Genomic DNA, 24,276 nt, shown 5'->3' with positions numbered 1-24,276 from the left:
GCCATTCAACCTAGCTCACCTGGCCAACAGGACTTTGCCGATGTGCTCACCGGATTCGAGGATTCGGTGGGCTCGGGCGGCCTCGGCCATCGGCACGATCTCGTGGATGACCGGGCAGACCGCTCCAGCGCTCACCAGAGGCCATATATTCTCGCCGACGCCCCGCACGATCGCGCCCTTCTCGGCCACCGGCCGTCCCCGCAGGGCGGTGGCGTGGAGCGAGCCGCGCTTGGCCAGCAGCGCCCCGAGGTCGATCTCGCCCCTGGTGCCGCCCTGGAGGCCGATCACGACCAGGCGTCCGCCGGTCTTCAGCACCTCGATGTTCTGCCGGAGGTACTTGGCGCCGATGATGTCGAGAATCACATCGGCCTTGACCTTGGTGGCGAAGTCCTCCTCGCGGTAGTTGATCGCCTCGTCCGCCCCGAGTTCGAGGCAGCGGGCCACCTTCTCGGGCGTGCCGGCCGTGGCGACCACGTACGAGCCGAGTGCCTTGGCCATCTGGATCGCCATGGTGCCGATGCCGCTCGTGCCTCCGTGGACGAGGAGCGTCTCGCCGCGCCGCAGCCGTCCGATCATGAAGACCTTCGACCACACCGTGCACGCGGCCTCGGGAAGCGCCGCCGCGTTCACCAGCGGAATGCCGGACGGGGCATGGAGCACCTGCTCCCATGGGACGGCCACCTTCTCGGCATAGCCGCCGCCGGTCAGCAGCGCGCACACCTCCTCCCCGGCGGTGAACTTCGAGACTCCCTCGCCGACCTCGACGACCACTCCGGAGCATTCGAGGCCGGGCAACTCGGAGGCGCCCGGTGGAGGCGAGTAGAGTCCCTGCCGCTGCAGCAGGTCGGCGCGGTTGACGCCCGCGGCGGTCACCTCGATCACCACTTCATCCCGAGCGGGGCGAGGATCTGGAACCTCACGCCACTCCAGTACCTCGGGTCCGCCGGGCCGGGAAATAACGATCGCGTGCATGTGACCAAACTATCCGGGTAGCCAAGTCGCCGGTTGCCCCTGTTCGCCGAGATAGCGAGCGGTAATCTTCCTTCTATTTGCTGCCCCTTTAGCCCAGTCCCGAGGGGGAACACGGTGGCAAGACACGATCGTGAGGATCCTCATTCCCTCGAAGAGCAGCTCGCCTGGCTCGACGCGATCAAGGAGAACGAGGACACGCCTCTCGCGGTGAGCGCCACCGCCGACGACCCCGCGGTCTCGCCCTACCCTCCCGACCCCTGGGCTCTGGTGCCGTCCGAGCCTCCGGCCGCCCCGTCGCCGATGTTCCGCGCCGCCGGCGACCCCGCGCACGGCGCCAAGCAGCCCGACGACGGCCCGGGCGACCGCCCCGGGAGGGACACCGGCGGTGTCCGCCCCGCCGAGCCCGACGGCCTCGACCGCTGGGCCAAGCCCGCCGACCCGGCCCCGTCCACCGGTACGGGCGCGTTCGGGGAGCGCCCCGCCTCCACCGGCACCGGCGCGTTCGGCGACCTGCCCGCGCCCGGCGGCACCGGCCCGTTCGGGGAGCGTCCCGCGTCGACGGGGGCGTTCGGCGGTCTCTCCTCCTCCGGAGGGGCCGGTGCGTTCGGGGAGCATCCGTCCTCCGCGGGCGCCGGCGCCCTGGATGAGCGGTCCTCCACCGGCGCCTTCGGCGAGCCTTCCGCGTCCACCGGCGCCTTCGGGGAGCGGTCTTCCTCCGCGGGGATCGCCTCTCCGGTGGAGACGCCGCCCGGGGACGAGACCGACAGCTTCACCTTCGGCTCTCTCACCGAGCAGTCCGGGAGCAGGTCGTCCTCCGGCTGGACGGCCCTCGACCCCCTCGGCGCCGGCAAGAGCGACCCGCCCGCGCCCGCGGTGGAGAAGCCCGAGCCCGGCACGGCCGGCGAGCAGCCGTTGCGCGGCTGGCTGGAGGCCGCGCTCCCGGCGGCCGAGACCGCCCTGCCCGTGGCCGAGACCGCCGAGCGCGACCCGGAGCAGGAGCGCTTCGACGCCTTCGCCTCCGGCGGCGTCTCCGACACCGAGGCGGTGGTCGTGCCCGCCGTCGACCACCCGCTGTACGAACGGTCCCCCGAGGCCCAGCCGGAGCGCGGGGAAACGGAGCCTTCCGCCGAGTCCTCGGCCTCCGGCCCGGCGTCTCTTCCCGTCTCTCCCGTTCCTCCCCCTGTCTCTCCGGCGCCGGCGCCCGCCTCTCCTCCCGTTCCTCCGGCCTCGGCTCCCGCGGCCTCTCCGGGGGCCTTGGGCTCCGTCCCACCGCCCTCCTCGATCCCCGAGCCCCCCGCCGCCCAGCCGTCCCCGGTCTCCTCGCTCTCCGCGGCCCCGCCCCGGACGCTTCCCGAGGCTCCCCCCGCCTCCCCGCCGTCGCCGGTCCCCCCTGTCGCGCCTGCCGGTGGCGGCGCTCAGGAGCAGGCTCCGGAGGAGCGCGAGCCGTACCGTCCGCGCCGTGGGCGGACGCCCCAGCCGGCGCCGTCCCTCCAGCCGTCCTTCGGGGCGCCGGCCGGGCAGCGGGCCGGCCTCAAGACCACGGGCTCCAAGGCGGTGGCCATGGCCGCGAGCGGCGCGCGGCAGACGGCCGACAGCCTCGACCCGGTGTCGCTGCTGCGCGGCCGGAGGAACGCCCCCGCCGGAGGCTGGCGGAAGGTCATCTACAAGGCGTCCGCCGGGTTGATCAAGCCGGGGGAGTCGCCGGAGGTGCGCCGCCGCCGTGAGCTGGTCGCGCGGGCGCGTACTCCCGTCGCCACCGGGCACCACAGGGTGGCCATCCTGAGCCTGAAGGGCGGCGTCGGCAAGACCACCACCACGGTCGGCCTCGGCGCGACGCTGGCGTCCATCCGCGGCGACCGCGTGATCGCCGTCGACGCCAACCCCGACCGCGGCACGCTGTCGGACAAGGTGGAGCTCGAGACGTCCGCGACCGTGCGCGACCTGCTGAACGAGCGGCAGCAGATCAAGCGCTACGTCGACATCCGGGCGTTCACCTCGCAGGCGCCCTCGCGGCTGGAGATCCTGGCCTCCGACAGGGACCCGTCGGTCTCGGAGGCGTTCAGCGCCTCCGACTACCAGGCGGTGGCGCAGGTCCTGGAGAACTTCTACTCGATCTGCCTCACCGACTGCGGCACGGGCCTGCTCCACTCGGCGATGTCGGGGGTGCTCGGCCTCGCCGACCAGCTCGTGCTGGTCAGCTCGCCCTCGGTCGACGGCGCGCGGGCCGCCTCGGCGACGCTCGACTGGCTGGAGGCGCACCACTACGCCGACCTGGTGAAGGCGGCCACCGTGGTGCTGTGCAGCGTGCGGCCGAGGTCGAAGTCGAAGGTCGACCTCGACAAGCTGGAGGCCCACTTCGCGGCGCGCTGCCGGGCGGTGATCAGGGTGCCGTACGACCCGCACCTGGAGGAGGGCGCCGAGATCGACCTCGACCGCCTGCAGACGGCGACCAGGGACTCCTACCTGCAGCTGGCCGCCTCCGTGGGCGACGGCTTCGGCGGGTTGCGCGGCTGAGGCGGCCGGCCCGCGCCGGCCGCCGGCGTGCGGATGGCGGAGGGTGTGGGATTCGAACCCACGAGGCCGTCGCCGACCTGGCCGCTTTCAAGGCGGCTGCACTCGTCCACTATGCGAACCCTCCAGTGCGACATCAACGATAGCGGTGCCGGGACCGGGCTCGCGCGCGAGTCGTCATTCGTACGGCTCGGCGGGAGGGGCGACCTTGGTGACGCCGGTCGCCTTCATTTCGGGGGCCACGGTGCCCTTGGGCAGCTCGTCGTAGTCGACCGGCACCCAGGTGCCCGTCACCTCGACCCAGGTGTCCCGTGGGGGCGAGGGGACGCCGAGCACGGCGACCTTCAGGGGGAAGGCGTCGGCCGCGCAGCACCTGAGCTGCATGCGTGCGAGGTACCACTGGCCCTTCTTCCTGGAACGCACGGCGAAGCCGGTCAGCTTGACCTTCCTGTCCCGCAGTGAGGTGTTCGCGTCGCTCCAGGCGCGGCCGATGAACTCCCCGAGCGGCATGGCGTTCACCTGGTCCGGGGGCAGCGCGCCGTACCCGTCGAGCGCCACGGGTTTCGGTTGCGGCGTCTCGTCCCGCTCGGCGGCGAACGATCCGAGGGCGGGCGGGGCGATGAGGAAGACGGCGATCACCGGAAGGCAGAGCAGCCAGGCCACGCGGGGCCCGTGCGGCTCGTGGTCGTGTCCCGGCTCGGGCTCCGGCGCGGCGTCCGCGCGGCCCTTCGGGACGTACGGCTTGCGCCACTCCTGCATCAGGCCGTGCACGCCCAGCGCGAAGATCACCAGTCCTGCCGCGATGAGCGGGAACCGGAAACCGGGTTTGACGTAGTTCAGATAGCTGTCCGACAGCAGGGAGATCCGCAGGATGGCGCCGCCCACCAGGGTCGTCACCAGGCTCTGCGCCATCCGGTTCACAGCAGTACCCATCCGGTCAGCACGCTCACCAGGACGGCGAGCGCGAACGTCAGCGGGACGAACCGTGCCACGAAGGCCCGGCCGAACGTCCCGGCCTGCAGCGCGATCAGCTTCAGGTCGACCATCGGGCCCACCACGAGGAACGCGAGCTTCGCCGTCGGGGAGAACGCCGTGAGCGACGCGGCGACGAAGGCGTCGGCCTCCGAGCAGATCGACAGCACGACCGCGAGCACCGCGAGGACCGGCACCGCCAGCCAGGGGACGTCCGCCACCGACGACAGCCACGTGCGGGGCACCACCACGTTCAGCGTCGCGGCGGTCAGCCCTCCCACGACGAGGAACCCTCCGGCGTGCAGGAAGTCGTGCCGCATGGCCGACAGGAAGGACGCCCAGCGCCCTCCGTCCCCGGCCGGGGCGCGTGTGGGGACGCGCAGGGGAACGCGGCGGCCGAGCGCCTGCCACACCCAGCCGGCGAGCACGGCCACCAGCAGGGACGCGGTGAACCGCGCCACCACCATGACCGGCCGGCCCGGGAAGGCCACGGCGGTCGCCACCAGCACGACGGGGTTGACGGCCGGGGAGGCCAGAAGGAAGGCGAGCGCGGCGGCCGGGGTCACCCCGCGGGACATCAGCCCGGACGCGACCGGCACCGACGCGCATTCGCAGCCGGGCAGTACGACCCCGGCCAGGCCCGCGACGGGCACGGCGGCGTACGGCCGGCGCGGCAGCACCCGGGTCCAGAACGACGCGGGGACGAAGGCCGTGATCGCGGCCGACAGCGCCACGCCGAAGATCAGGAAGGGGAGGGCCTGCACGCAGACGGCCACGAAGATCGTGGACCAGGTGCGCAGCGCCGGAGCGGTGAGCCGTGGCGCGAGGAGGACGTTGCCGAGCAGCAGGAAGCCCACCAGGGCCGCGAACACCCAGGGAAGGACCTGTGCCTCGGGGGCCCGCCGTCCCCAGGTCGGCGGCGGGATGGGACTGTCGGGCTCAGTGGGCCAGTCGAGAGTGGTTCGGTCGCTCATGAATGACTAGGCACATATTTCTGCAAATGTGGGGATAGGGGTTGGTGGCGGGTCGCTTTCCGACGCTACACCCGTCCTCTTGCCGGGAGTTGCTGAAGGAGCCAACTCGGGCCGATCACCTCGGCTGCCAGCTCCTTGACCCGGCGGCGCAGCTCCCGGTCGGCCGTGACGACCAGCACGGGCTCCCACGGCCTGTCCTCACGGATCTCGCGCACCGTCTCGACGATCGCGTCGTCCCCGCTGCGAGGGGCGTCGACGACGCTCACCGACCCGTCGCCGCGTACCCCTCTGGCCTCCCCCTCGACCACCGTGATCACCCTGGGGAACCACTGCGCCGGCGCGGGGAACCCGTCCGGCGGGCGCAGGCCGCGCGGGAGGGCCCGCTCGACGTCCTCCAGCAGCCGTCCGGCGGCCCCGGGCCGGTCGCGCCACCAGCCGTGCTCGGCACGCGCGCCGATGATGTTGGCCGCGTCGAGCACCAGCCAGGACGGCGGGAGCCCGGACATGATCACCGGCCAGGTCTCGGCGAGACCCGGGTGCAGCTCCATGCCCGGGACCTCGTCGGCGGGCAGCCACCGTATGTCGTCGCTCTCGTCGTTGGCGGGGGAGGCGGGGAAACGGTGCTCCGCCTCCGCGATGACGGTCTGGAACGACCAGCCGCCGTGGTCGTCGACGTGGACGCCGAGGACCCGCAGCCCGTCACCGCTCAGCGCGACCTCCTCCAGGGCCTCCCTGAGCGCCCCGGCGACGGCGTCCTCGTGGCTGTCGAGAGCGCCCCCGGGCAGGCCCCAGGTGCCTCCGTGATGGCTCCACAGGGACCGCTTCTGCATCAGGATGTGCGGCGTGCCGTCGACGTCGTAGTGGACGGCCAGCAACCCGGAGGCCCCGTGCACCCCCCAGTGCCTGTGCCCGCGCGCGCAAAGCGCCCACCCGTCGCCGTCCTTGGCCGCCATGCCTCTATCGTGCCCCAGGCCCCGGCCCTACGGGCTCAGCCGCCGCCCTTGGCGAAGTGCTGGTAGTCCTTGGCATCGTTGAAGTATCCGCCCCACTCCCAGCCGTACTTCTCGAACAGCCGGACCACGCGGTCGTCGGCGTTGATCACGCCCGGCTTGTGGAGGGGCCGGTCGGCGAACTTCTCGGCGTTCGGGTGCGCCACCGAGCCGTCAGGCTCGACCCACGGGTTCTCCCGGGGGTTGATGTCGATGGCCTTGCCGTACGAATGCTTCGACCAGCTGCTCGCACCGGTGGTCCTGCGGCAGTTGAACGCCGAGGTGTTGTCGGCGTCGATGGAGTCGAAGTCGCTGCCCTTGTAGGCGTCGATCGGCTCCATGCGCGTGATCGGGTACCGCCAGGCGTACAGCTGCTCGAACACCACGGCCACGTCGTCGGTGACGGCGCGGTTGACGATCAGCTCTCCGGTGTGGGCCTTCTTGTCGAACCCCCAGTAGGTCATGGTGACCTTGCGCAGCTCGTCCGGGGAGACGGGGCAGCCCGGGTGCCAGGAGCCCTTCAGCTGCCCGGCCGTCACCTTCGAGACCTTCGCCGAGAAGGCGGGTGGCCCGGACGGCTCCGGGCTCGGCGTCGCGGACGGCGACGGTGACGGCGCCGCGGTGGGGGTCTCGGACGGCGCTGCGGAGGCCGTCGGGGAGACCGTCGCGGATTCCGCGACCACGCCGGAGCCCGCGCCGCCGCAGGCCGTGAGCGTGGCCGACGCGCATGCCAGGGCGAGAAGGCCCAGGTGGCGAAGCTTTCGAATGTCGCGCATACGTCAGCGTAAGGCCATGCCGGCAGCGTTCGTGACGAAATTGTGACGTAGCTCGGTACGGGCCGCCGCGGCGTCCGCGTGCCGGATCTCTGTCGCGGCTTTTACTCGAAAGACCTCGCGCACATGTTCGAGGGCGCGCTACAGTCTTGGGCGTCTGATCGAACAAGGGTTCGGTCCGAGGGGTCCAGGTGAGGGGTGGTGTGCCAATGGCGTCGCTCACGGCACCCGCGCGGCAGGCGGCCGGCAGGGCGCGCTCTCCCCGGCCGTCGGCGACACGCCGTAGACCTTTCTACGGAAATCTAGGACGGCCGCTATATCCGGTCATACAGTCCGAGAGCGTGGACCCCGTGCGCAATCCCTACGCCCCCGGTGCGGGGCAGCGCCCTCCCGAGCTCGCCGGGCGTGATCGCGAGTTGCAGCAGTTCGAGGTCGTGCTCGAGCGGGTGGCCCGTGGCCGTCCCGAGCGGAGCATGGTCCTCACCGGGCTGCGCGGTGTCGGCAAGACCGTGCTGCTCAACACCTTCAAGTCCATGGCCATGCAGCGGCTTTGGGGCACGGGCAAGATCGAGGCTCGTCCCGAGCAGTCGATCCGCCGCCCGGTCGCCGCCGCGCTCCACATGGCGATCCGCGAGCTGGCGCCCCGGCATCGCGCGCCCGAGCGCATCGAGGAGTTCCTCGGAGTGCTCAAGGCGTTCGCCATGCGCGACCCGGCCGCCGCCAAGGGCACCTCCCACTGGTCCCCTGCCATCGACGTCCCCGCCGGCCGGGGGCGTGCCGACTCCGGCGATCTCGAGATCGACCTCACCGAGCTCTTCGTCGACGCCGCCTCGGTGGCCACCGACCTCGGCGTCGGCGTCGCCCTGTTCATCGACGAGATGCAGGACGTGCAGCCGCCCGACATCTCCGCGCTCTGCGCCGCCTGCCACGAGCTGTCCCAGAGCGGCGGGCCGCTGATCGTGGTGGGGGCCGGTCTGCCCCACCTGCCCAGCGTGCTGAGCGCCAGCAAGAGCTATTCCGAGCGCCTGTTCCGCTACGCCCGCATCGACCGGCTCGACCGCGACGCGGCCGACCTCGCGCTCATCGCCCCCGCCGAGCGCGAGCAGGTCGAGTTCACCCCCGAGGCTCTCGACGCCCTCTACGAAGCCGCCGACGGTTACCCCTATTTCGTCCAGGCCTACGGCAAGGTCGCCTGGGACGTCGCGCCCAGGAGCCCCATCACGGCCGACGACATCAGGGTCGCCGCGCCCGAGGCCGAGGAGGAGCTCGCCGTCGGGTTCTTCGGCAGCCGCTACGAGCGCGCCACCCCCGCCGAGCGCGACTACATGCACGCCATGGCCTCGGTCGGGGACGAGCCGGTGCCCACGGCCGAGGTGGCCGAGCTTCTGGGGCGCAAGCCGTCCAGCCTGTCTCCCGCCCGCGACAGCCTCATCAAGAAAGGCCTGATCTTCAGCGCCGAGCGCGGCCTGATCGCCTTCACGGTGCCGCACTTCGGCAAGTTCCTCCGAGCGCAGCCGCTGTAGGAGCCCTCGCGCGGCGGCGCGCTCGTCATTGACCTCTCTACGGCTTTCTAGAGGGGAAGCTAGAGAGCCGTAGAGAGTCGGATTCGCGGTGCCGGGCGGCCGGGCTCGCCCGCCCGGCACCGCGATCGACCTCGCCCGCCGCCGTACGGCCGACCGGCCGGTCGCCGGGCTCGCTCGGGTTGTATAGCGCTTTCTAGTGTTCAGCCGATACGCCGATAGATTCCTGGAGAATCCCTCCGGCGTCCTCTGACTCCACCACCGCGGCCCGCACCGCCGGGCGCCGTCCGCTGAGGTGGACCGCGAAGACCACGTCGGCCTCCGCGCCCGAGGCCGTGCGGCCGGGATAGACGAAGAACCGCCAGCACAGCTCGCGCCAGCTGTCCGACGGCTCCCCGGACGTCAGCAGCGCCTCGTGCGATCGCCACTCGGCGCTGGACCGCAGGCGGACGAGCGCCTTGGCGGGCGAGGCGGGGCGCTGCTCGCAGGGCGCGCGGTACCTAAGGCGCGCGACCGCCTCCTCCAGCTCCGGAGACAGCACGGCCAGCACTACCAGCCCGGCCGCGAGCGCGAGCGCCAGGTCCGGCAGGGGCGCCGAGAGCAGATCCGCCCCGGAAACCGGGACGAACGCCACGAGTGCCGCCATCCCCGCCAGCACGACGGCCCGGCCGATCGAGCGGACGCCCACCGGGGTTCCGCTCGCCTCGCCGAAGCAGCCGCACCCGGCGTCCGGCCGCCGGCGGCGCAGCTCCACCAGCACGTAGGTCGCCACGGCGAAGAACAGCGCCGTCCACCACCGGAACAGCGGATGGCGGGTGAACAGCAGCCCGGGCGCGAGCACGAACTCGACCGCGGCACAAAGGATCAACATGGACCTGCGCCAGTGCTCCGGCACCAGCACCGCCGGGCCGAGGCGCGAGAGGCCGCCGGGCTCGGCGTCACGGCCCGCCGTCACGAGCTTGGCCGCGCCCCCGAGCACCAGGAGCAGCACGAGCAGCCCGAGCGCGGCGGCGGCGAACACTTCAAGATTCACGGTCATCCCAATCCGACGCGGGCGTTGAAGCATCCCTTCACGAGGTCGCCGCCGAGCTCGACGAAGGAGGCCGGGGACAGCTCCGCGACGCGTCCCCGAGGTGAGGTCCCGCACTCCACGCACCGGTCGCAGAACCGCCCGGCCACGCACCCGCACGCGACGATCGGCAGCACCGCGGCCCGCCCCTCGCACACGTTCCCGACATGGAGCATCGAACCGAGGGCGAGATAGGGAAGCCCGGTGCAGGAGACGCCCGCGTCGTCGCACTCGGAGTCGGCGCGCTCCAGCATCGGGTACGCCACCCCCGCCTCGCCGTCGTCGAAGGCGTCCGACCAGACGGCGGTACCGGAGATCCTGGACTGCACCCCGCTGTAGGCGGGCGGGGGCGGCGGGACGGCGGTGGCACGGTAGGCGGGCTGCGAGGTCGCGGGGAGCTGGGCGAACGTCACCCCGTCCACTCGGGTGCCGATGGCGTCGAAGAGGTAGCCCGGCTCCAGCTTGGGGTAGCGCACGCTGATGCGGCCGGAGGCGGCGTACGGGATCACCACGGTGCGCCTGCCCCGGTGCGGGCCGCAGTCGAGCTCGATCGTGCGGTCCCTGCGTTCCCCGCCGAGGGAGACGATCACGCCGGTGACGCGGGTGATGTCCCCCCAGACGCGCTCGGCCACGCGGCCGGACTGCCGGGCGCGGACGACCACGCGGGCGCCGGTGGGCAGGTCGGCCGGGGCGACCGGCCTGCCGTGCCACGCGGTCGCCCACGGCGCGATGACCAGACGCTCCTCGACGCCGTCGCTGTTCTCCACGATGATCAGATGCGGGCTGACGTCGACGATCTCGCCCATGATGCCGGTCAACGGCGGGGGTTGCTCCGCCTCCGCCTGCGGTGGCACGGTGCTCCGGCCGAGCACGGCGGACGCCAGCGCATGGCGACGCTCCACTCTCATCGGCCCTCCTGGTCGCCGCCCTGAGAACTGCTCGGTGACAGCGTCACATGGTTCGCCGATGACAAGCGCCCCGGACGGGACGAAGAATTCCTCCCGCGCCGGTGCGGGTAGCAAATTACCCACTCCCGGATGAAGTAGTCGCCGCCTCCACGTGCCACCCGACTGTAACGATCTTTGCCGTTGGCGGAGCGAAACCTGGATGAAGGTTCAGCCGCTTTATGCGGTCCGGCTGCGATTCTGACCTCGAGATCCGAACGAATCATGGCCCTTCGTCACGGCACCGGTGATCGCATGAGCGGTAAAGACGAGGAGTTCCGCGAGTACGTCGTCGCCCGCGGTCCCGCACTGTTGCGCGTGGCCTACCAGCTGACGGGCCAGCCCGCGGACGCCGAAGACCTCCTCCAGGCCGCCCTGGCCAAGACGTATCTCGCCTGGGACCGCATCAACGACCGGGCCTCCCTCGACGGGTACGTGCGCCGGGCCATGGTCAACATCAACATCTCCTGGTGGCGGCGGCGGAAGCTGGAGGAGTACCCCTCGGAGGAACTCCCGGAGACCCCGGTCCGGGACGGCCCGAGCGCCTCGGAGATCCACGAACTGCTGGAAGAGGCCATCAACCGGCTGCCCACCCGGCAGCGCATGGCGATCGTCCTGCGCTACTACGAGGACATGAGCGAGCTCGAGATCGCCAGAGCGCTCGGGATCAGCATCGGCACCGTCAAGAGCACGGTCTCGCGGGCGATGGCGAAGCTCCGGGGTGATCTGGTGGTCGTCGAGCCCAGGCAGCCGGAGATTCCCGTACAGGCCCCCTTGTGACGCCTCCGCGGGCCGAACCTTGTCGCCGGCCGGGCGCCGGATCAGACTCGGAAGCCGGAGGTGGTACTGATGCGCAGCACCATGCCCGATTTCCCCCTCACGATCACCTCGATCATGCGCCATGCCGCCGGCGTCTTCGGTGACCGCGAGGTCGTCACCTACACCGGGGACGGCTACCGCCGGCTGTCGTACCACCAGCTGGCGCGGGAGGCGGCACGCCTGGCCGGCGCCCTGCGCGGGCTGGGCGTGGACGCCGACCAGAGGGTCGCCACCTTCTGCTGGAACACCACCGAGCACCTCACGGCGTACCTCGCCGTCCCCTCCATGGGAGCGGTGCTGCACACGCTGAACATCAGGCTCTTCCCCGAGCAGATCGCCTACATCGCCTGTCACGCCGAGGACGACGTGGTGATCGTCGACGCCTCCCTGGTCCCGCTGCTCGCACCGATCCTGCCGGAGATGAAGACCGTGCGGCACGTCATCGTGGCCGGTGAGGCCGACACCGCGCCGCTGGCCCCGGCGGGCAAGGACGTGCACGACTACCGCACTCTGCTCGACGGGGCGCCCGACGGCTTCGAGTGGCCCGAGCTGGACGAACGCGCCGCCGCCTCGATGTGCTACACCAGCGGAACGACCGGGAACCCGAAGGGCGTGGTGTACAGCCACCGGTCGACCTACCTCCACTCGATGAGCGTGTGCACGGCGAACGCCATGGGCCTGTCGGCGGACGATCGCGTGCTGCCCGTCGTGCCGATGTTCCACGCCAACGCCTGGGGCCTGCCGTACGCCGCGCTGATGGCCGGGGCGTCGCTGACCATGCCCGGCCGGTTCCTCCAGGCCGAGCATCTCGCCCGGATCATCGCCGAGGAACGGCCGACCGTCGCCGGCGCCGTGCCCACGATCTGGGGCGACCTGCTGCGTCACGCCCGCCGGCACGGAAGCGACCTGTCCTCGCTGCGGCTCGTGCCGTGCGGCGGCTCCGCCGTACCGGAGTCGCTGATGCGCGCCCTGGAGACGGAGTTCGGCGTCCGGGTCGTGCAGGCGTGGGGAATGACGGAGACCTCACCGCTCGCGACCGTGGCGCACGGCGACTCCTGGGACCTGCGGGTCACCCAGGGCCGGCTGCTGGCGGGGGTGGAGGGCCGGCTCGCCGGGATCGGTGACGCCCTGCTTCCCTCGGACGGCGTCGCAGTGGGCGAGCTAGAGGTGCGCGGGCCCTGGGTCACCGCGTCGTACCACCGGGACGAGGACGGCTCGCGGTTCCACGACGGCTGGCTGCGCACGGGGGACGTGGGACGGCTCGACCCGCGCGGCTATGTGACGCTGACCGACCGCGCCAAGGACGTCATCAAGTCGGGCGGTGAGTGGATCTCGTCTGTGGAGCTGGAGAACGCGCTGATGGGCCACCCCGCCGTGGTGGAGGCGGCGGTCATCGGGGTGCCGGACGAACGCTGGGGCGAGCGTCCGCTGGCGTGCGTGGTGCTTGACGGCGATGCCGGGGTGGGGGAGCTCCGGGAGTTCCTGTCGGGCAAGGTGGCGCGTTGGCAGGTGCCCGAGCGCTGGGCGTTCGTCGAGGCGGTGCCGAAGACGAGCGTGGGGAAGTTCGCCAAACGGGCGCTGCGCGAGATGCACGCCCGGGGCGAGCTCACGGTCGTCGAGGGGTGACCTCCCCGGGCACGGAAGCGCCCGCGGTCGCGCAGGGCCGTACGACGTCGCGGATGAGCCGCAAGGTGTCCAGCAGCGTCTCGAGCTGCTCGGAGGTGAGCAGGCCCGTGAACCACTCCTCGATGTCCTCCAGGTGCTTCGGCAGCACGGCCTCCAGCCGCGCCATGCCGGCATCGGTGAGCGTGGCGTAGGACGCGCGGCGGTCGCTGGCACAGGCGATGCGCTCCACCAGTCCCTCGCGCTCCAGCCGGTCGACGACACGCGTCACACCGCTGGTGGACAGCGAGGTCTGGGCGGCGAGGTCGCTCATGCGCAGGGCACGGCGGGGGGACCGGCCGAGGCGGATCAGGGTCTCGAAGTCGATTTCGGACAACCCGGACTGGGCGAAGGCGGCGCTCATCTTGCCCGAAAGGCCGGTGTAGACCTCGGCGAGCAGGCCCATCGCGGTGAGCCTGGGGTCGTCGGTTGGGATCACGTTCACAGTCTAGATGACGTTAGTTGACGAGTGGAATATTCCTCAGGTAGACATCTGTTGCAGCGAACATCCGCACGGCAACTACCTCAGTCACGGAGATGGAAATGAGCACTCGCACCTGGGAAGGTCTGACGATCCCGACCACCGGCACCTTCGACCTGGATGTCGCGCACACCCGCATCGGGTTCGTCGCCAAGCACATGATGGTGAGCAAGGTCCGCGGCTACTTCGGCGACTTCTCGGGAAGCGTCACCATCGCCGAGAACCCCCTCGAGTCGTCCGCCGAGGTCACGATCAAGACCGCGAGCATCGAGACCGGCAACCTCGACCGTGACAACCACCTGAAGGGCGACGACTTCCTCTCCGCCGAGAAGTTCCCGGAGATCACCTTCCGCAGCACCAAGGTCGTCAGCCACTCCGGCGACGAGCTCGTGGTCCTGGGCGACCTCACCATCCGTGACGTCACCAAGGAGGTCACCCTCAAGGTCGAGTACGGCGGCGCCGGCACCAACCCGTGGGGCGCGGAGCTCTTCGGCTATTCCATCGAGACGGAGATCGATCGCGAGGAGTTCGGCCTGACCTGGAACGTCGCCCTGGAGACCGGCGGCGTCCTGGTCGGCAAGAAGATCAAGATCGAGATCGAGGGCGAGGCCACCCGCCGCGCCTGACCGGGGGCCATGCGCAGCATGCCGAAGGGCGGCCGCGCATCCGCCGTACCCGGCGGGCGAACCCCGCCTGCGGCGGCCGGGCCGCCCACACCCTGTGTCCACAGCCTGTGGACACAGGGTGTGGGAAACCTCTCCCACCTGGTGGGCGAAGCCCTTCCAGCCAGGGGATCCGCGACCTTCCGCCGATGTCTTGGATCGCCACGCCCAATCCACTTTGCCGCCCAGCATCAAGGCCGGTACTCTGTGCTGAGCCAGTCGGGCTACCACCAAGCCGATCATGGCTACCAGGAGGCTTCGCCTAGTCAGGTCTATGGCGCCGCACTGCTAATGCGGTTTGGGTCTACAGCCCATCCGGGGTTCAAATCCCCGAGCCTCCGCACTTCAGAGGCCCTCTCCCGAGTTTCGGGGGAGGGCCTTTCTGGTGCCTCTGGAGGGCCGTAGTTGCAGTTCTAGTTGCAGTTGCTCGCCGAGGGCTATCCATCGCCCCAGAGAGCCGACCCCATACGCTCACTCGCGTCCCGCATCAGGGCGCCGGCCACGTGGGTGTACCGCTCGGTCGTGGTGACCCGCGCGTGCCCGAGGATCTCTTGGACGACGCGGATGTGCACACCCTGTTCCAAGAGGAGCGTAGCGGCGGTGTGCCGGGCGTCGTGGAGCCGAGCATCACGGACACCGGCCGCCTTGAGGATGGATTTCCACACCTTGTAGTCCTCGCTCCGCTCCATGGGTCTCCCCCGCTGCGTCGCGAAGACGAGGTCATGATCCTCCCAAAGGTCACCCGCCTTCTCTCGCTCGCCCGCCTGCCACTCGCCGTGAGCCCGCAGGATGGGCAGCAGTTCCGGCGGGCACTGGAGGGTCAGCCGGCTCTTACCCTTCCGCTGCCGAAAGACGAGGCCGCCCCCATGCCGTTGTGGGCAGCGCTCCGCGTGACCGGTGCAGTCCTTCGGGCATGTACGGGTCGGGCAGAGGTGTCCCCGCGCCTTGCACCCCTCCGGGCAGTCCTTGCGGTGCTTGTGCTCGCCGCAGCGCTTCTTACAGGGCCAGCGATGCCACTCCTTGCCGCAGGTGTGGGGATCGTCGCAGCCGTGCTCCCAGGGACGACGCTGGACCTGATACCAAGCCTTGATCACTCCGGTGTCGAGGTCCAAGAAGGACCACCGCAGCCCGAGCGCTTCGCCCTGGCGGATGCCTAGCGAGAGGGCGACCGACCACCGTGCTCCGTTACGCCGAGTTTTCGCGGCCTCCAGAATTCTCCGCGCCTCCTCGCGGCTCAGCGGTTCGATGTCGGGATCGTTCGCCACCGGTGCGTCGATCAGCGTCGCCACGTTCGTGGTGATCTTTCTCCGACGTACGGCGATCTTCAGTGCTCGCGACAGGATCCGATGGATCTTGAGCACCGTGCTTGAGGACAGACCCTGTTCGATCATCGACGCGTACGCCTGGTCCAGGTGCTCAGGCGCGAGCTTGTCGAGGCGGTGACGGCCGAGCAGGGGGATGACCCAGTGCCGCGTCTTGGAGCGGTAGTCCTCCAGGGTGCGGGGAGCCAGCTTGCCGGAGGTCACGAGGCGCTCGCAGATGACGTCGAGATATTCGGCCATCCACTCGGCGACGGTGGGAACCCGGCCGGGCTTGCTGACGTGCCCCGTTTCCCGCTTGCCCTCCAGTTCTCGAACCTTGCGCGTCACCTCGGCTTCTGTCTTGGCCATTCGGTGCCGGCGATCGGGGGAGCCGTCCGGCTTGGTGCCGACCACGACCCAGCCGTGCCAGTAGCCGTCATTGCCGAGATAGATGGATGACCGGCCGTTAGGCTTACGCGCTCCCATCAGGCCACCTCACGGTGTGTAAGACCGGCTTCAGCCTCCAGGGCACGGGCGTAGTCGCGAAGCGCCCAGGCAGGGAGCAGGCGGTACCCTTCCCGCTTGATCGACTGAAGCTCACCGGTCTTGATCAGCCGGAAGACGGCTGTACGGCTGATGCCGAGGGCGATGGCCGCCTCGTTGGGACGGTAGAACAGCTTTTCCACGCTCACGCCGCCTCCTGCACTGCCGAAAGATCTGCGTTGGGGTGTCCGTCTGCTCTGGCTTGGGCTTGTTTGAGCGCCGCCCGCCATTGGTGGCGTTTGGCCAGCTCATCCAGGAGCCGTTTCGCGCGAGGGGGCACGCCGCGATCGGCCGAGGTGACCGGTCGCCAGATGTACCGGTACGGGTCGACGGGTTCGGCCGGGTCGTCGGTTGCCGAGAGGCCGAGCTGTTCCAGGACCCAGGCGCGTCGGTCCTGCTTGTGTTCGGCGAGGGTCTTGCCCGACCACTTGCGGGAGACCAGGACGCGGCGTCCGGCGTAGCCGAGGTGTTCGGGCTTGTGTGCCTTGCCCCGGCAGGATCCGGGCCGCATGCCGGGTTTGGCGCCTTTGGGCTGGATGCCGTAGCGCAGCCAGTTCGGGCACGTCGGCGCGCAGGGCTCGTAGCGGAGCACGGTCATGAGCCGTTCCAGGTGCGCCCGCTGGGCGTCGCTGGTGGCCTGGTAGCAGTCCGACAGGGACTTGGTGAGGTACTTGGTCAGGTAGTACAGCCCCTTGTCGGCCCCGGCCGAACCGGCGAACACGCCCTGGATGTCGATCTGGGGGCCGAGGCGGACCACGTGCAGCGGTTCGGCGTCCTGGTCGGCGTCGAGCAGGTCGAGGGCTTGTTCCCAGGTGGGCAGGACTTCGCCGGTTTCGGGGTCAAGGTAGTCGCCGGCCTGCCCGTCCTCCCGCTCGTCGGCGTTCTCGTCGCCGGCCCACACGGGCAGGTGTTCGCCCTCGAACCGGACCTCGTCACATGGTGGCCACCACACTTGGTGATAGGTCGCGGCTGCCACCGCCCGCACGTCGGCTTTCGGGATGGTGCCGCGGACTGCCATGTGGAGATGCGGAGCCAGCCGCTTTTGGGGTTCGACCGTGGCGAAGTACTGCACGTCGTATCCGGCGACGCGGCGGAGGTTCTGCACGAACCGGTCGACCAGCTTGGGGAAGTGGATCGCGTCGCGGGCGGCGCGAACGTAGTCGTAGGTCGAGGGGTCGACGGGGGTGCCGTCGTGGCGGACCTTGCCGTAGGTGTCGCAGGTGAGGGTGATGAACAGCGATGGTCGGTAGACCCTGCCGTCGGGGGCGGTGTAGGTGCGTCCAACGGTGCGGTTCTCCCGCTGCCGCTTGGGCAGATCCGGGGCGTCCTGTCGGCGACGGGTCGAGCGGACCCGGCGGGGCTTGCTCTCGCCAGGCAGGACGCTGCCCCGCACTCCGGAGTCGGCGAGCTCGCTCTCCAGGGTGGTGATGACCTCGTCCCAGACGGCGAGGTCTCCGCCGGCCTGTTCGGCTAACTCCCGGAGTTCTTCGGCGTCGGCGCGTTCTTCGACGAGCCAGAGCTGACGTTCGGTCGGGGCGTCGCGTTCGGCGACCGGTTCGGCTTCCAGGTGCCAGCCCTCGCGGGCTTGGGCCTTGCGGAGCTGCACGGCTCGCTTGGCGCACGGTTCGCACTTGGCTTCGAGGGTGGCGCCGCAGGGGACGTTGACGTATTCGGCCTTGCCGGTGGCGGTGTCGATGCGCTTGAGCACCACCGGGCGCAGACAGACCCCGTTGGCCTTGCACGCCTCCTCGATCACCTCCATGGCCAGGGGCATGGCTGCTCGGACGGCGCGGGGGATGTTGCGGTCGTTGGGGTTGGTCACGCGGCCTCACCCCGGTCGACGGCCGGGAGGGTGAGGGCGATCTGGTGGCATTCGCGGCACTCGACCAGGCCTCGCACCGGATCCAGCCACAGCACGTCCAGGCACCGGCATACCTCGCAGCGCAGGCCGTCGAGCAGGTGAACCAGGCTCATCGGGCATCACCGGCCTCGGCGTACTCGGCGACCATGGCGCGGATGTCTGTGTCGGAGACGTAGGCGGCCCGGACGCGCACCGGTTCGGGGGAGGCTTCCAGCCGCACGTAGCCCACTCCCGCGCCCGTTGCCGGGTCCGAGGAGATCTGATCCGCTAACGCGCCCCGATCACGTGCCCCGTCGCCGAGCACGAGATCCACCTGAGGCGACTCATCCAGCCGAAGCGCGATCTTGTCGGGGAACAGGTTGCGGATGCTCAGGACCTCTTTGCGGGGGTCCTGAAGCGCCGCCAGGACCCCGACGCCGACCGCCCGGCCTTGGGTGGTGAGCGTGGCGAGTGCGGCCGTGATGCGTTCTTTCAGCTTGCGGTCGGTCTGGTAGGCGGTCAGGAACGCCACCTCATCCACGACGATCAGGATGAACGGGTCCTCGATCGTTGGGAGGTGGTTGCGCTGCACGCCCGCGAACCGGCCTGCCCGCTCCTGCATGACCTTTACGGCCGCTTCGAGCAGCTCGGCGCACGCCTCTGGAGTGGCGGCGTACCGGTTGAACAGCTCATGCCCGTAGGACAGTTCCATGAGCTTGGGATCCAGCGCCCAGATCTCCACCAGCCGCGCCCGCTTGGCGGGGAGTAAGCCGCGGATTGCCGACCACAGCCACGAGCCTTTGCCGGAGCCGGTCGCGCCGGCCACCAGCACATGAGTGCCGTGCAGCTTGAGCCGATACGGCGTGCCGTCCTCGCGCAGTCCGATCGGCACCTCCGACACGCGGACATCGCCCCACACGGGCAAGGCCGATATCGGCGTGGCGAGCAGATCCCGCCGAGGAAAGAGCAGGGTCACGCGGCCGGGCTTGTCGAGCTGCACCCGGCATTCGATCCCGCCGAAGCCATGGGCGAGGTTGTCGGCCCGATCCTGCCACTCGGCGACCGACTGACCGGACAGCATCTTGACCCGCACCACATCAGCGGTCGCCGTACAGGTCACCTTGAGCAGGCGGGGCAGGTACTCCCGGCCGCCGAGGTGTTTGGCCAGCCCGGATACGACCATGACCGGTTGCCAGTGGCGCCGGTAGTTCCACATCCACCGCCACCAGGCGCGCAGCCGTAACCCGACGCAGACGTTGAAGGACCACGGATCGGTCAGCCGCCACCCGACTAGCGCCGAGACGGTGGCGACGACGAGCACCAGGGGGATACGCCAGCCGAGGGTCACGGCCAGGGCGACCGGGGCGGCGACGGTCAGGCAGGCGATCGGGTGACGCCACACCATCCGGACCAGGCCCACGACCGTGCGGAACAGCATCGAGCAGATCGTGAAGATGGCCGGGGTGTTGACCACGACCGGCCGGAAGACGAGGGAGTTGGGGACGGTGGAGACGATGTCGCGGGTGTAGTCCCCGGGGAGTTTGCGCAGCATAAACTGAACGCCTCTTCTCATCACATGCGGTGTAGGGGAGAGATCCGGGGGCCGCCGGAAGTTGCCGCCTCCAGCGGCCCCGCTCGAAATCCGGTCAGGCAGCCTTGCCGGGCTCGACCTGCTCGGAGGAATCGCCGGCGGCGTGTTCGTCGCGCAGCCGCTCGCAGTCGGCCAGGAAGGCCGCCGCAGCGTTGAACAGCTCGCGGGCGAACTTCACCTGGGCGTCGGTCACGCTCGTGTCGCGGGTCAAGCCGATGTTGACCTGTGAGTCGGCGAAGTCGATGCCGATGAAGGCCGCCGGGGTGTCCCGTGGCGGGAAGTAGCGAACCGTGGCGGTCTCGTCGGGATAGAGGTGCATCCCGACCCGAGGCGATTCCCCCGGCACCATCGTGATGGTGGTGTAGCTGTAGCCGCTCACGCCATGCTCTCCTCTCGCCTGGACTGACGGGTGATCTGGATGTGGTGCAGCCGCTCGACCTCCTCGGTGAAGGCCCGCGCCTGCTCGGCCAGCTCGCGGGCGAACAGCAGCGAGGCGTAGTCGATCCGGTTGGCGTGCAAGGTGACCTTGACGATCGAGTTACCGGCCGACACCTCGAAGATCGGTGTGCGGTGCGGGTAGACGAAGCATGCCGACCGGCCCCGCCCGTCCACGTGCAACGCGGTGGTCTGCCAGGATCCGTTGACTCGCCCGCCCATCACGCCGCGTCCTTGGCACTCGCGGCGGGCTTGGAGACCGAAGCGCCGGCCCGAGGAGCACGCATGTCCCGCGCCCGAACCGAGTAGGCGATCCGCTGCCCGTTCAGCCACGGCGTGACGGTGAGACCGTCGAACTCGACCGGGATGAACGGCAGGCCCTGGAGCGGTGCCGGGGGGACCGGCTGAACCGCCGAGCTGACCTTGATCTTCACCATCTTCTCGCGGGCCTCGGGGTCGCAGTCCACGACCGTGACCTGCCAGATGAAGTCACCGGTGTCCTTGTCCCGTGCCCACACCGGCTTACTCGCCGTCGACGCCTCGAAGTCCTTGACCTGCTCGACCTCACCCACCATGTAGCAGCCGTGCGGGAACATCTCGCCGAAGTCCACGCGGAACGCGCGAGGGATTGACATTGCATACTCCTGTCGCTCTGTCGACAACTCGTATTGTCGAGATCGAATGTAACTCCGTCAACGCTCACTCGACAATACGAGTTTCCGTCTATGTGTGTGACGTGCGTCACATCAAAGTGAGTAGGCGTCCTCCAACTCGTGAAGGGTGCCGGGAAGCGCGATGTCAATGACGAGAGCGACCCGGCCCGCCGTGTCGAAGACGCGAGCAAGGACGCCGAGAACAGCAGCCGTCTTGCTCAGCCCGAACACCTCGATCTCGTGGGGCAGAGGGTGACGTGCCGCAAGGCGCTCCAGGACGTGATCAAGGCGTAGCCCCTTGATGCTCTGCAAGTGCTGCCGGACGCTGATGGGCAACGGCTCTTTCCTGCCCAGGTCGGTCCCTTCGGCGAGTTCGATCGGACACCAGAAGGTGACCAGTTCGCAGGGCTCGTCCGCCTCGCTGAGCAGTACGCGACGCATCATGACGGGTGTGCCTTCCGGGAGGGACAGCACTGCCGCTACGTTCGCCGGCGCCGGTTGCGTGCCAGCGTGAAGGATCGCGCCGCCCGCGCTGCCCTCGATTCGATCCAGAACGGCGCGGCCGGGCCGAGAGGTGTCCTCTTCCGAGACAGGCGGGGCCTGCTTCACGTAGGAGCCGCGGCCGTGCTCACGCTCGATGATCCCGCGAAGCTGCAAGACCTGGAGCGCCCGTACAACGGTCGGGCGACTGACCGCGAATTCCCGAACCAGTTGGGTCTCGGACGGCAACTGCGAGCCGGGCGGGTATGTCCCATCTGCGATCTTGCGCCGGATCGCGGTCACGATCTGGGCATACTTGGGAGGCGCGTACTGCTCATCCGACATTACAAGAACCCAACTACTCGACTTGTCGTCAGCATAGACAGCAACGCCCAGCCAGGAAAGCTGGGCGTGACCTTGTGTTGCTACGGGTTGGATCTACGTGCTCACGCAGGAGCCTCGGCGGGAGCAGCACCCGGAAAGACGGCAGCCCGTTGCTCGATCTGCGCTTCGCAGAGCAAGTGCTGCCCCAGTTCTTCGAGCGTGTCGGCGCATCGGACGTTCGACAGTCCGCGATCAAGTGCTCTCTTCGACACACCGTGACGCCGTACGGCGATCCACCCACCCCCGGCTGAATCCATGATCTCCCAGTGTCGGCCGTACTTGGCCGTCAGCGCACCGAGGCTCACCGGCTCAGTGCGCCCCATGCTCACCGTCCGTGGCACGCGAGAGGATGCGTTCAGCCACCGCCTTGGTGTCCTGGATGTCGCTCAACTCGGCCGGATCGTCACCGGGCCGGATCACAGAGAAACGCGACCTACGGCCCATGCGCTCCACGACAGAAACGGTGGCGCGGAGCCCCTCCCCGTCACGGACCTCCATGTACGGCGCCTGGTAGTCGACCGTCCACCACCGAGGCGCCACGGTCAGACGGATCGGCTCCACGATCAGACAGCGCACCCCATGGTCGATAAGGATCTCGCGCAGCCCGGCCAGCGCTTCAAGCTGGGACTTGACCTGCTTACGACTGAGTCCCTGGATCGGCATCACGACGCCACCGCCACCCGGGCCGAAGCCTCCGCCTCACGCATGCCCTGCCGCAGTTGATGCGGGGAGCACGCCTCAACGCGAGCAGGCACGGCCAGACCCGTCAGGCAAATGGCAAAGAATCGACGACTGTACTGGCCGTACCAGACCAGCCAACCCGGTTCGAGCTGATCGAGCTGCACGGCCTGCGCAGCCGAGACGGCATCGAAGACCCGCCCGGTCACGGCCATCGGACGGTAGCCCGCGCTGTGACGCCCACATGTCCGCTGGCCCGACCGTCCCCCGCCCGCACTCATCATGCGCCGCCAGCTCTTCACGTTGCCGACTCCTCAACCACCGACGACCCGCCGCGCCAGCACGTGGAGCACGGCTCCCGAACACGACGAGCGGAAGCGCTACCACCGGGCACGGCGAGCAGCCCGCGCCGAGGGCTTACGTACTTCCATCCGCGCCCTTCACAGGACGTGCACAGGTCAGGTGGCATGAGGCTCGACTCCGCCCGGTTGGAGGATGCAATGACCCGCTCTCACTTAGGCGTCTACTCGCCTAGAGGAGTGCTTTGCTCAGTCATTTATGACTCCTCTAGAGGAGTTCGTCAAGCCCTACCGGGCAGGCAGTTCGTACGACAGCACGTAGGCGTCACTCGACATCACCGTGTCGCAGACCTCGACCGGCTTGCCAGCCGTCGTGTACGCGGTTCTGACCAGGTGAAACACCGGGACACCAGGGGCGAGCTTGAGCGCCCGCATCTCCTCCCGCAGCGGCATACGCGACTTGATCTCCTCCACGAAGTGATCCAGCCGGTACCCCAACTCCTCTATGCGGGCATAGATGCCACCCGGCCCGCTGTCCGCCTCAGCGATCCGCGTACCGCGAGCGATCTCCGCCGGGATATAGGAGACCGCCGTCTCTACCGGCTGACCGTTGATCAGGTACCGGCGAGAACGGCGGATCACCTGATCACCTTCACTCAGCCGAAGAAGCGCCGCCACGTTCGCCGGAGGCGCCTCCTCCGTGATCTTTATCGAGTCCACGGTCGGCTTCCCGCCGGCCCCTTCCGTCTCGGCGATGAAAGCGGCCTTACCCTGCTCACGGTGACGACGCGCGAACCGGTCCGAAGCCAGCCGCCGGACCGGAGGATGTGAGCGGACGAAGACACCGCGCCCATGCTCAGCGACCGTCAGCCCTTCACCTTGAAGGACCTGGAGAGCGTTGCGGATGGTCATCCTCGCGACGCCGTAGTGTTGCATGAGCTGAGCTTCCGAGGGCACCTTCTCACCCTCGGCCAAGGTGCCTTGCTCGATCGCATCGCGGATGTGATCGGCGATCTGACGGAAGACCGCCCGATCGCTGGTCGGGTCCAGATCCGGCAACGGCAGCTCGGCCATGACCCGACTCCTCAACTTGTACATACGTGTACTACGGTCGAGGATAGCGACCCGAACGGCCGGAGGTAATCCCGATGGATCACCAGAACACGCACTCTGTCAGCGTGGCAGGCGTGATCATCGACGACCAAGGCCGCGCCCTGCTCACCCAACGCCGCGACAACGGCCACTGGGAAGCCCCAGGCGGCATACTCGAACGCGACGAGGACATCATCACCGGCCTACTCCGCGAAGTCCGCGAGGAAACCGGCCTCGACGTCGAACCCGTCACCCTCACCGGCGTCTACAAGAACATGACCCGAGGCATCGTCGCCCTGGTCTTCCGCTGCAAAGTCATCGGCGGCCACCTCACCGAAACCGACGAGACCCGCTCATACCGCTGGGTCACCGCAGACGAGGTCCGCACCCTCGCATCCGAAGCCTTCGCCGTCCGCGTCCTGGACGCCATGCGCGACGACCACACGCCGGCCATCCGCCACCACGACGGCACCCACCTGCTCTGAACCAGCCGCCCGGACGAGCATCGGGAATCTTGCCGAATTGTGCTTTTAGGTATCAAGGCGACGGCGCTCCGCGCCGCCGCACGGCCCGCCGCCCGCTCCGCCCGGCCGGGCGTGCGGCGTGGACGCCGGTCCCGGCCGGCGGCGGGA

26 protein-coding genes and 2 tRNA genes are annotated in these 24,276 nt (G+C 69.6%); 7 read left to right on the top strand and 21 right to left on the bottom strand.

The features are described 5' to 3' along the window. Window positions 1-15: 15 nt before the first annotated feature. Window positions 16-972, bottom strand: a complete 957-nt coding sequence (locus KIK05_RS37445) for an NAD(P)H-quinone oxidoreductase (protein ID WP_214415609.1) — start codon at window positions 970-972, stop codon at window positions 16-18. A gap of 114 nt (window positions 973-1,086) precedes the next feature. Between KIK05_RS37445 and KIK05_RS47555 the strand changes: the two genes are divergently transcribed. Next, window positions 1,087-3,486 carry a nucleotide-binding protein gene (locus tag KIK05_RS47555; protein ID WP_308250277.1) on the top strand — a complete coding sequence of 800 codons (2,400 nt, stop codon included), beginning with the start codon at window positions 1,087-1,089 and terminating at the stop codon, window positions 3,484-3,486. Between the two features lie 34 nt (window positions 3,487-3,520). Here the strand turns inward: KIK05_RS47555 and KIK05_RS37435 are convergent. From KIK05_RS37435 to KIK05_RS37415, 5 genes are all read right to left on the bottom strand, one after another. After that, window positions 3,521-3,610 (bottom strand) — tRNA-Ser (locus tag KIK05_RS37435). A gap of 50 nt (window positions 3,611-3,660) precedes the next feature. Continuing rightward, window positions 3,661-4,395 (bottom strand): TIGR03943 family putative permease subunit, encoded by a 735-nt coding sequence (locus tag KIK05_RS37430; RefSeq protein ID WP_214415608.1) that lies wholly within the window; start codon window positions 4,393-4,395, stop codon window positions 3,661-3,663. A 5-nt stretch (window positions 4,396-4,400) separates the two neighbouring features. Next, a complete protein-coding gene (locus KIK05_RS37425; RefSeq protein ID WP_214415607.1) occupies window positions 4,401-5,429 on the bottom strand; it encodes a permease in 1,029 nt (342 codons plus the stop codon). A gap of 65 nt (window positions 5,430-5,494) precedes the next feature. After that, on the bottom strand, window positions 5,495-6,382 hold the full coding sequence (locus KIK05_RS37420) for an NUDIX hydrolase (protein WP_214415606.1): 888 nt from the start codon (window positions 6,380-6,382) through the stop codon (window positions 5,495-5,497). Between the two features lie 35 nt (window positions 6,383-6,417). Next, window positions 6,418-7,194: a M15 family metallopeptidase gene (locus KIK05_RS37415; RefSeq protein WP_214415605.1), complete on the bottom strand. Its 777-nt coding sequence runs from the start codon at window positions 7,192-7,194 to the stop codon at window positions 6,418-6,420. A gap of 338 nt (window positions 7,195-7,532) precedes the next feature. On the opposite strand from KIK05_RS37415, the gene KIK05_RS37410 reads away from it, so the two are divergent. Beyond that, the gene (locus KIK05_RS37410) at window positions 7,533-8,714 is read left to right on the top strand and encodes an ATP-binding protein (RefSeq protein ID WP_214415604.1); all 1,182 of its coding nucleotides are present in this window, start codon (window positions 7,533-7,535) and stop codon (window positions 8,712-8,714) included. A gap of 193 nt (window positions 8,715-8,907) precedes the next feature. Here KIK05_RS37410 and KIK05_RS37405 read toward each other — a convergent pair whose 3' ends face one another. Together KIK05_RS37405 and KIK05_RS37400 are read right to left on the bottom strand one after the other, a co-directional pair. Continuing rightward, window positions 8,908-9,744, bottom strand: coding sequence for a MauE/DoxX family redox-associated membrane protein (locus KIK05_RS37405; RefSeq protein ID WP_372455645.1), 837 nt, complete (start codon window positions 9,742-9,744; stop codon window positions 8,908-8,910). A 2-nt stretch (window positions 9,745-9,746) separates the two neighbouring features. Next, window positions 9,747-10,688 carry a hypothetical protein gene (locus KIK05_RS37400; protein ID WP_214415602.1) on the bottom strand — a complete coding sequence of 314 codons (942 nt, stop codon included), beginning with the start codon at window positions 10,686-10,688 and terminating at the stop codon, window positions 9,747-9,749. A gap of 291 nt (window positions 10,689-10,979) precedes the next feature. Between KIK05_RS37400 and KIK05_RS37395 the strand changes: the two genes are divergently transcribed. Beyond that, window positions 10,980-11,504, top strand: coding sequence for a SigE family RNA polymerase sigma factor (locus tag KIK05_RS37395; RefSeq protein ID WP_214415601.1), 525 nt, complete (start codon window positions 10,980-10,982; stop codon window positions 11,502-11,504). A gap of 69 nt (window positions 11,505-11,573) precedes the next feature. Then, window positions 11,574-13,169, top strand: a complete 1,596-nt coding sequence (locus tag KIK05_RS37390; protein ID WP_214415600.1) for a long-chain fatty acid--CoA ligase — start codon at window positions 11,574-11,576, stop codon at window positions 13,167-13,169. On the opposite strand, the gene KIK05_RS37385 is transcribed toward KIK05_RS37390, so the two are convergent. Beyond that, a complete protein-coding gene (locus tag KIK05_RS37385) occupies window positions 13,150-13,644 on the bottom strand; it encodes a MarR family winged helix-turn-helix transcriptional regulator (protein WP_308250276.1) in 495 nt (164 codons plus the stop codon). The genes KIK05_RS37390 and KIK05_RS37385 overlap by 20 nt on opposite strands. Window positions 13,645-13,748: 104 nt before the next feature. Between KIK05_RS37385 and KIK05_RS37380 the strand changes: the two genes are divergently transcribed. Beyond that, window positions 13,749-14,312 carry a YceI family protein gene (locus tag KIK05_RS37380; protein WP_214415598.1) on the top strand — a complete coding sequence of 188 codons (564 nt, stop codon included), beginning with the start codon at window positions 13,749-13,751 and terminating at the stop codon, window positions 14,310-14,312. 287 nt (window positions 14,313-14,599) lie between these two features. After that, window positions 14,600-14,689, top strand: a tRNA-Ser gene (locus KIK05_RS37375). Window positions 14,690-14,785: 96 nt separating this feature from the next. Here the strand turns inward: KIK05_RS37375 and KIK05_RS48470 are convergent. From KIK05_RS48470 to KIK05_RS37315, 12 genes are all read right to left on the bottom strand, one after another. After that, window positions 14,786-16,135, bottom strand: a complete 1,350-nt coding sequence (locus KIK05_RS48470) for a tyrosine-type recombinase/integrase (protein ID WP_214415597.1) — start codon at window positions 16,133-16,135, stop codon at window positions 14,786-14,788. After that, window positions 16,135-16,341, bottom strand: a complete 207-nt coding sequence (locus tag KIK05_RS37365; RefSeq protein ID WP_214415596.1) for a helix-turn-helix domain-containing protein — start codon at window positions 16,339-16,341, stop codon at window positions 16,135-16,137. Before KIK05_RS37365 ends, KIK05_RS48470 begins: the two co-directional genes overlap by 1 nt. Further along, window positions 16,338-18,014 (bottom strand): replication initiator, encoded by a 1,677-nt coding sequence (locus KIK05_RS37360; protein ID WP_214415595.1) that lies wholly within the window; start codon window positions 18,012-18,014, stop codon window positions 16,338-16,340. The genes KIK05_RS37365 and KIK05_RS37360 overlap by 4 nt, the downstream gene beginning before the upstream one ends. Beyond that, complete coding sequence (locus KIK05_RS37355) at window positions 18,011-18,166, bottom strand: hypothetical protein (protein ID WP_214415594.1); 156 nt, start codon at window positions 18,164-18,166, stop codon at window positions 18,011-18,013. Before KIK05_RS37355 ends, KIK05_RS37360 begins: the two co-directional genes overlap by 4 nt. Next, complete coding sequence (locus KIK05_RS37350; protein WP_308250275.1) at window positions 18,163-19,605, bottom strand: FtsK/SpoIIIE domain-containing protein; 1,443 nt, start codon at window positions 19,603-19,605, stop codon at window positions 18,163-18,165. Before KIK05_RS37350 ends, KIK05_RS37355 begins: the two co-directional genes overlap by 4 nt. Window positions 19,606-19,678: 73 nt before the next feature. Then, entirely contained in the window at window positions 19,679-20,002 is a 324-nt protein-coding gene (locus tag KIK05_RS37345) for a hypothetical protein (protein ID WP_214415593.1), read from the bottom strand. After that, window positions 19,999-20,280: a hypothetical protein gene (locus KIK05_RS37340; protein ID WP_214415592.1), complete on the bottom strand. Its 282-nt coding sequence runs from the start codon at window positions 20,278-20,280 to the stop codon at window positions 19,999-20,001. Before KIK05_RS37340 ends, KIK05_RS37345 begins: the two co-directional genes overlap by 4 nt. Then, window positions 20,280-20,693, bottom strand: a complete 414-nt coding sequence (locus KIK05_RS37335) for a plasmid replication, integration and excision activator (protein WP_214415591.1) — start codon at window positions 20,691-20,693, stop codon at window positions 20,280-20,282. The genes KIK05_RS37340 and KIK05_RS37335 overlap by 1 nt, the downstream gene beginning before the upstream one ends. A gap of 111 nt (window positions 20,694-20,804) precedes the next feature. Next, window positions 20,805-21,536 carry a GntR family transcriptional regulator gene (locus KIK05_RS37330; protein WP_214415590.1) on the bottom strand — a complete coding sequence of 244 codons (732 nt, stop codon included), beginning with the start codon at window positions 21,534-21,536 and terminating at the stop codon, window positions 20,805-20,807. Between the two features lie 348 nt (window positions 21,537-21,884). After that, window positions 21,885-22,241 (bottom strand): hypothetical protein, encoded by a 357-nt coding sequence (locus KIK05_RS37325; protein WP_214415589.1) that lies wholly within the window; start codon window positions 22,239-22,241, stop codon window positions 21,885-21,887. Continuing rightward, window positions 22,238-22,555: a hypothetical protein gene (locus KIK05_RS37320; protein WP_214415588.1), complete on the bottom strand. Its 318-nt coding sequence runs from the start codon at window positions 22,553-22,555 to the stop codon at window positions 22,238-22,240. The genes KIK05_RS37325 and KIK05_RS37320 overlap by 4 nt, the downstream gene beginning before the upstream one ends. A gap of 285 nt (window positions 22,556-22,840) precedes the next feature. Continuing rightward, window positions 22,841-23,626 (bottom strand): GntR family transcriptional regulator, encoded by a 786-nt coding sequence (locus tag KIK05_RS37315; RefSeq protein ID WP_214415587.1) that lies wholly within the window; start codon window positions 23,624-23,626, stop codon window positions 22,841-22,843. Between the two features lie 74 nt (window positions 23,627-23,700). On the opposite strand from KIK05_RS37315, the gene KIK05_RS37310 reads away from it, so the two are divergent. Next, complete coding sequence (locus tag KIK05_RS37310; RefSeq protein ID WP_214415586.1) at window positions 23,701-24,129, top strand: NUDIX hydrolase; 429 nt, start codon at window positions 23,701-23,703, stop codon at window positions 24,127-24,129. Window positions 24,130-24,276: the final 147 nt, after the last annotated feature.

This window comes from Sphaerisporangium fuscum (assembly GCF_018531465.1).
GTDB classification, from domain to species: Bacteria; Actinomycetota; Actinomycetes; order Streptosporangiales; family Streptosporangiaceae; genus Sphaerisporangium; species Sphaerisporangium fuscum.
Note: the sequence above shows the minus strand (reverse complement) of the source record. Positions and strands in the feature narration are given on the sequence as shown.

Bases quoted from the DNA above. Each gene is read 5' to 3' on its own strand.
- KIK05_RS37445 (WP_214415609.1), bottom strand. From the start codon at position 972: ATGCACGCGATCGTTATTTCCCGGCCCGGCGGACCCGAGGTACTGGAG.
- KIK05_RS37430 (WP_214415608.1), bottom strand. From the start codon at position 4,395: ATGGCGCAGAGCCTGGTGACGACCCTGGTGGGCGGCGCCATCCTGCGG.
- KIK05_RS37425 (WP_214415607.1), bottom strand. From the start codon at position 5,429: ATGAGCGACCGAACCACTCTCGACTGGCCCACTGAGCCCGACAGTCCC.
- KIK05_RS37420 (WP_214415606.1), bottom strand. From the start codon at position 6,382: ATGGCGGCCAAGGACGGCGACGGGTGGGCGCTTTGCGCGCGCGGGCAC.
- KIK05_RS37415 (WP_214415605.1), bottom strand. From the start codon at position 7,194: ATGCGCGACATTCGAAAGCTTCGCCACCTGGGCCTTCTCGCCCTGGCA.
- KIK05_RS37400 (WP_214415602.1), bottom strand. From the start codon at position 10,688: ATGAGAGTGGAGCGTCGCCATGCGCTGGCGTCCGCCGTGCTCGGCCGG.
- KIK05_RS37395 (WP_214415601.1), top strand. From the start codon at position 10,980: ATGAGCGGTAAAGACGAGGAGTTCCGCGAGTACGTCGTCGCCCGCGGT.
- KIK05_RS37390 (WP_214415600.1), top strand. From the start codon at position 11,574: ATGCGCAGCACCATGCCCGATTTCCCCCTCACGATCACCTCGATCATG.
- KIK05_RS37380 (WP_214415598.1), top strand. From the start codon at position 13,749: ATGAGCACTCGCACCTGGGAAGGTCTGACGATCCCGACCACCGGCACC.
- KIK05_RS48470 (WP_214415597.1), bottom strand. From the start codon at position 16,135: ATGGGAGCGCGTAAGCCTAACGGCCGGTCATCCATCTATCTCGGCAAT.
- KIK05_RS37355 (WP_214415594.1), bottom strand. From the start codon at position 18,166: ATGAGCCTGGTTCACCTGCTCGACGGCCTGCGCTGCGAGGTATGCCGG.
- KIK05_RS37350 (WP_308250275.1), bottom strand. From the start codon at position 19,605: ATGAGAAGAGGCGTTCAGTTTATGCTGCGCAAACTCCCCGGGGACTAC.
- KIK05_RS37340 (WP_214415592.1), bottom strand. From the start codon at position 20,280: ATGGGCGGGCGAGTCAACGGATCCTGGCAGACCACCGCGTTGCACGTG.
- KIK05_RS37335 (WP_214415591.1), bottom strand. From the start codon at position 20,693: ATGTCAATCCCTCGCGCGTTCCGCGTGGACTTCGGCGAGATGTTCCCG.
- KIK05_RS37330 (WP_214415590.1), bottom strand. From the start codon at position 21,536: ATGTCGGATGAGCAGTACGCGCCTCCCAAGTATGCCCAGATCGTGACC.
- KIK05_RS37315 (WP_214415587.1), bottom strand. From the start codon at position 23,626: ATGGCCGAGCTGCCGTTGCCGGATCTGGACCCGACCAGCGATCGGGCG.
- KIK05_RS37310 (WP_214415586.1), top strand. From the start codon at position 23,701: ATGGATCACCAGAACACGCACTCTGTCAGCGTGGCAGGCGTGATCATC.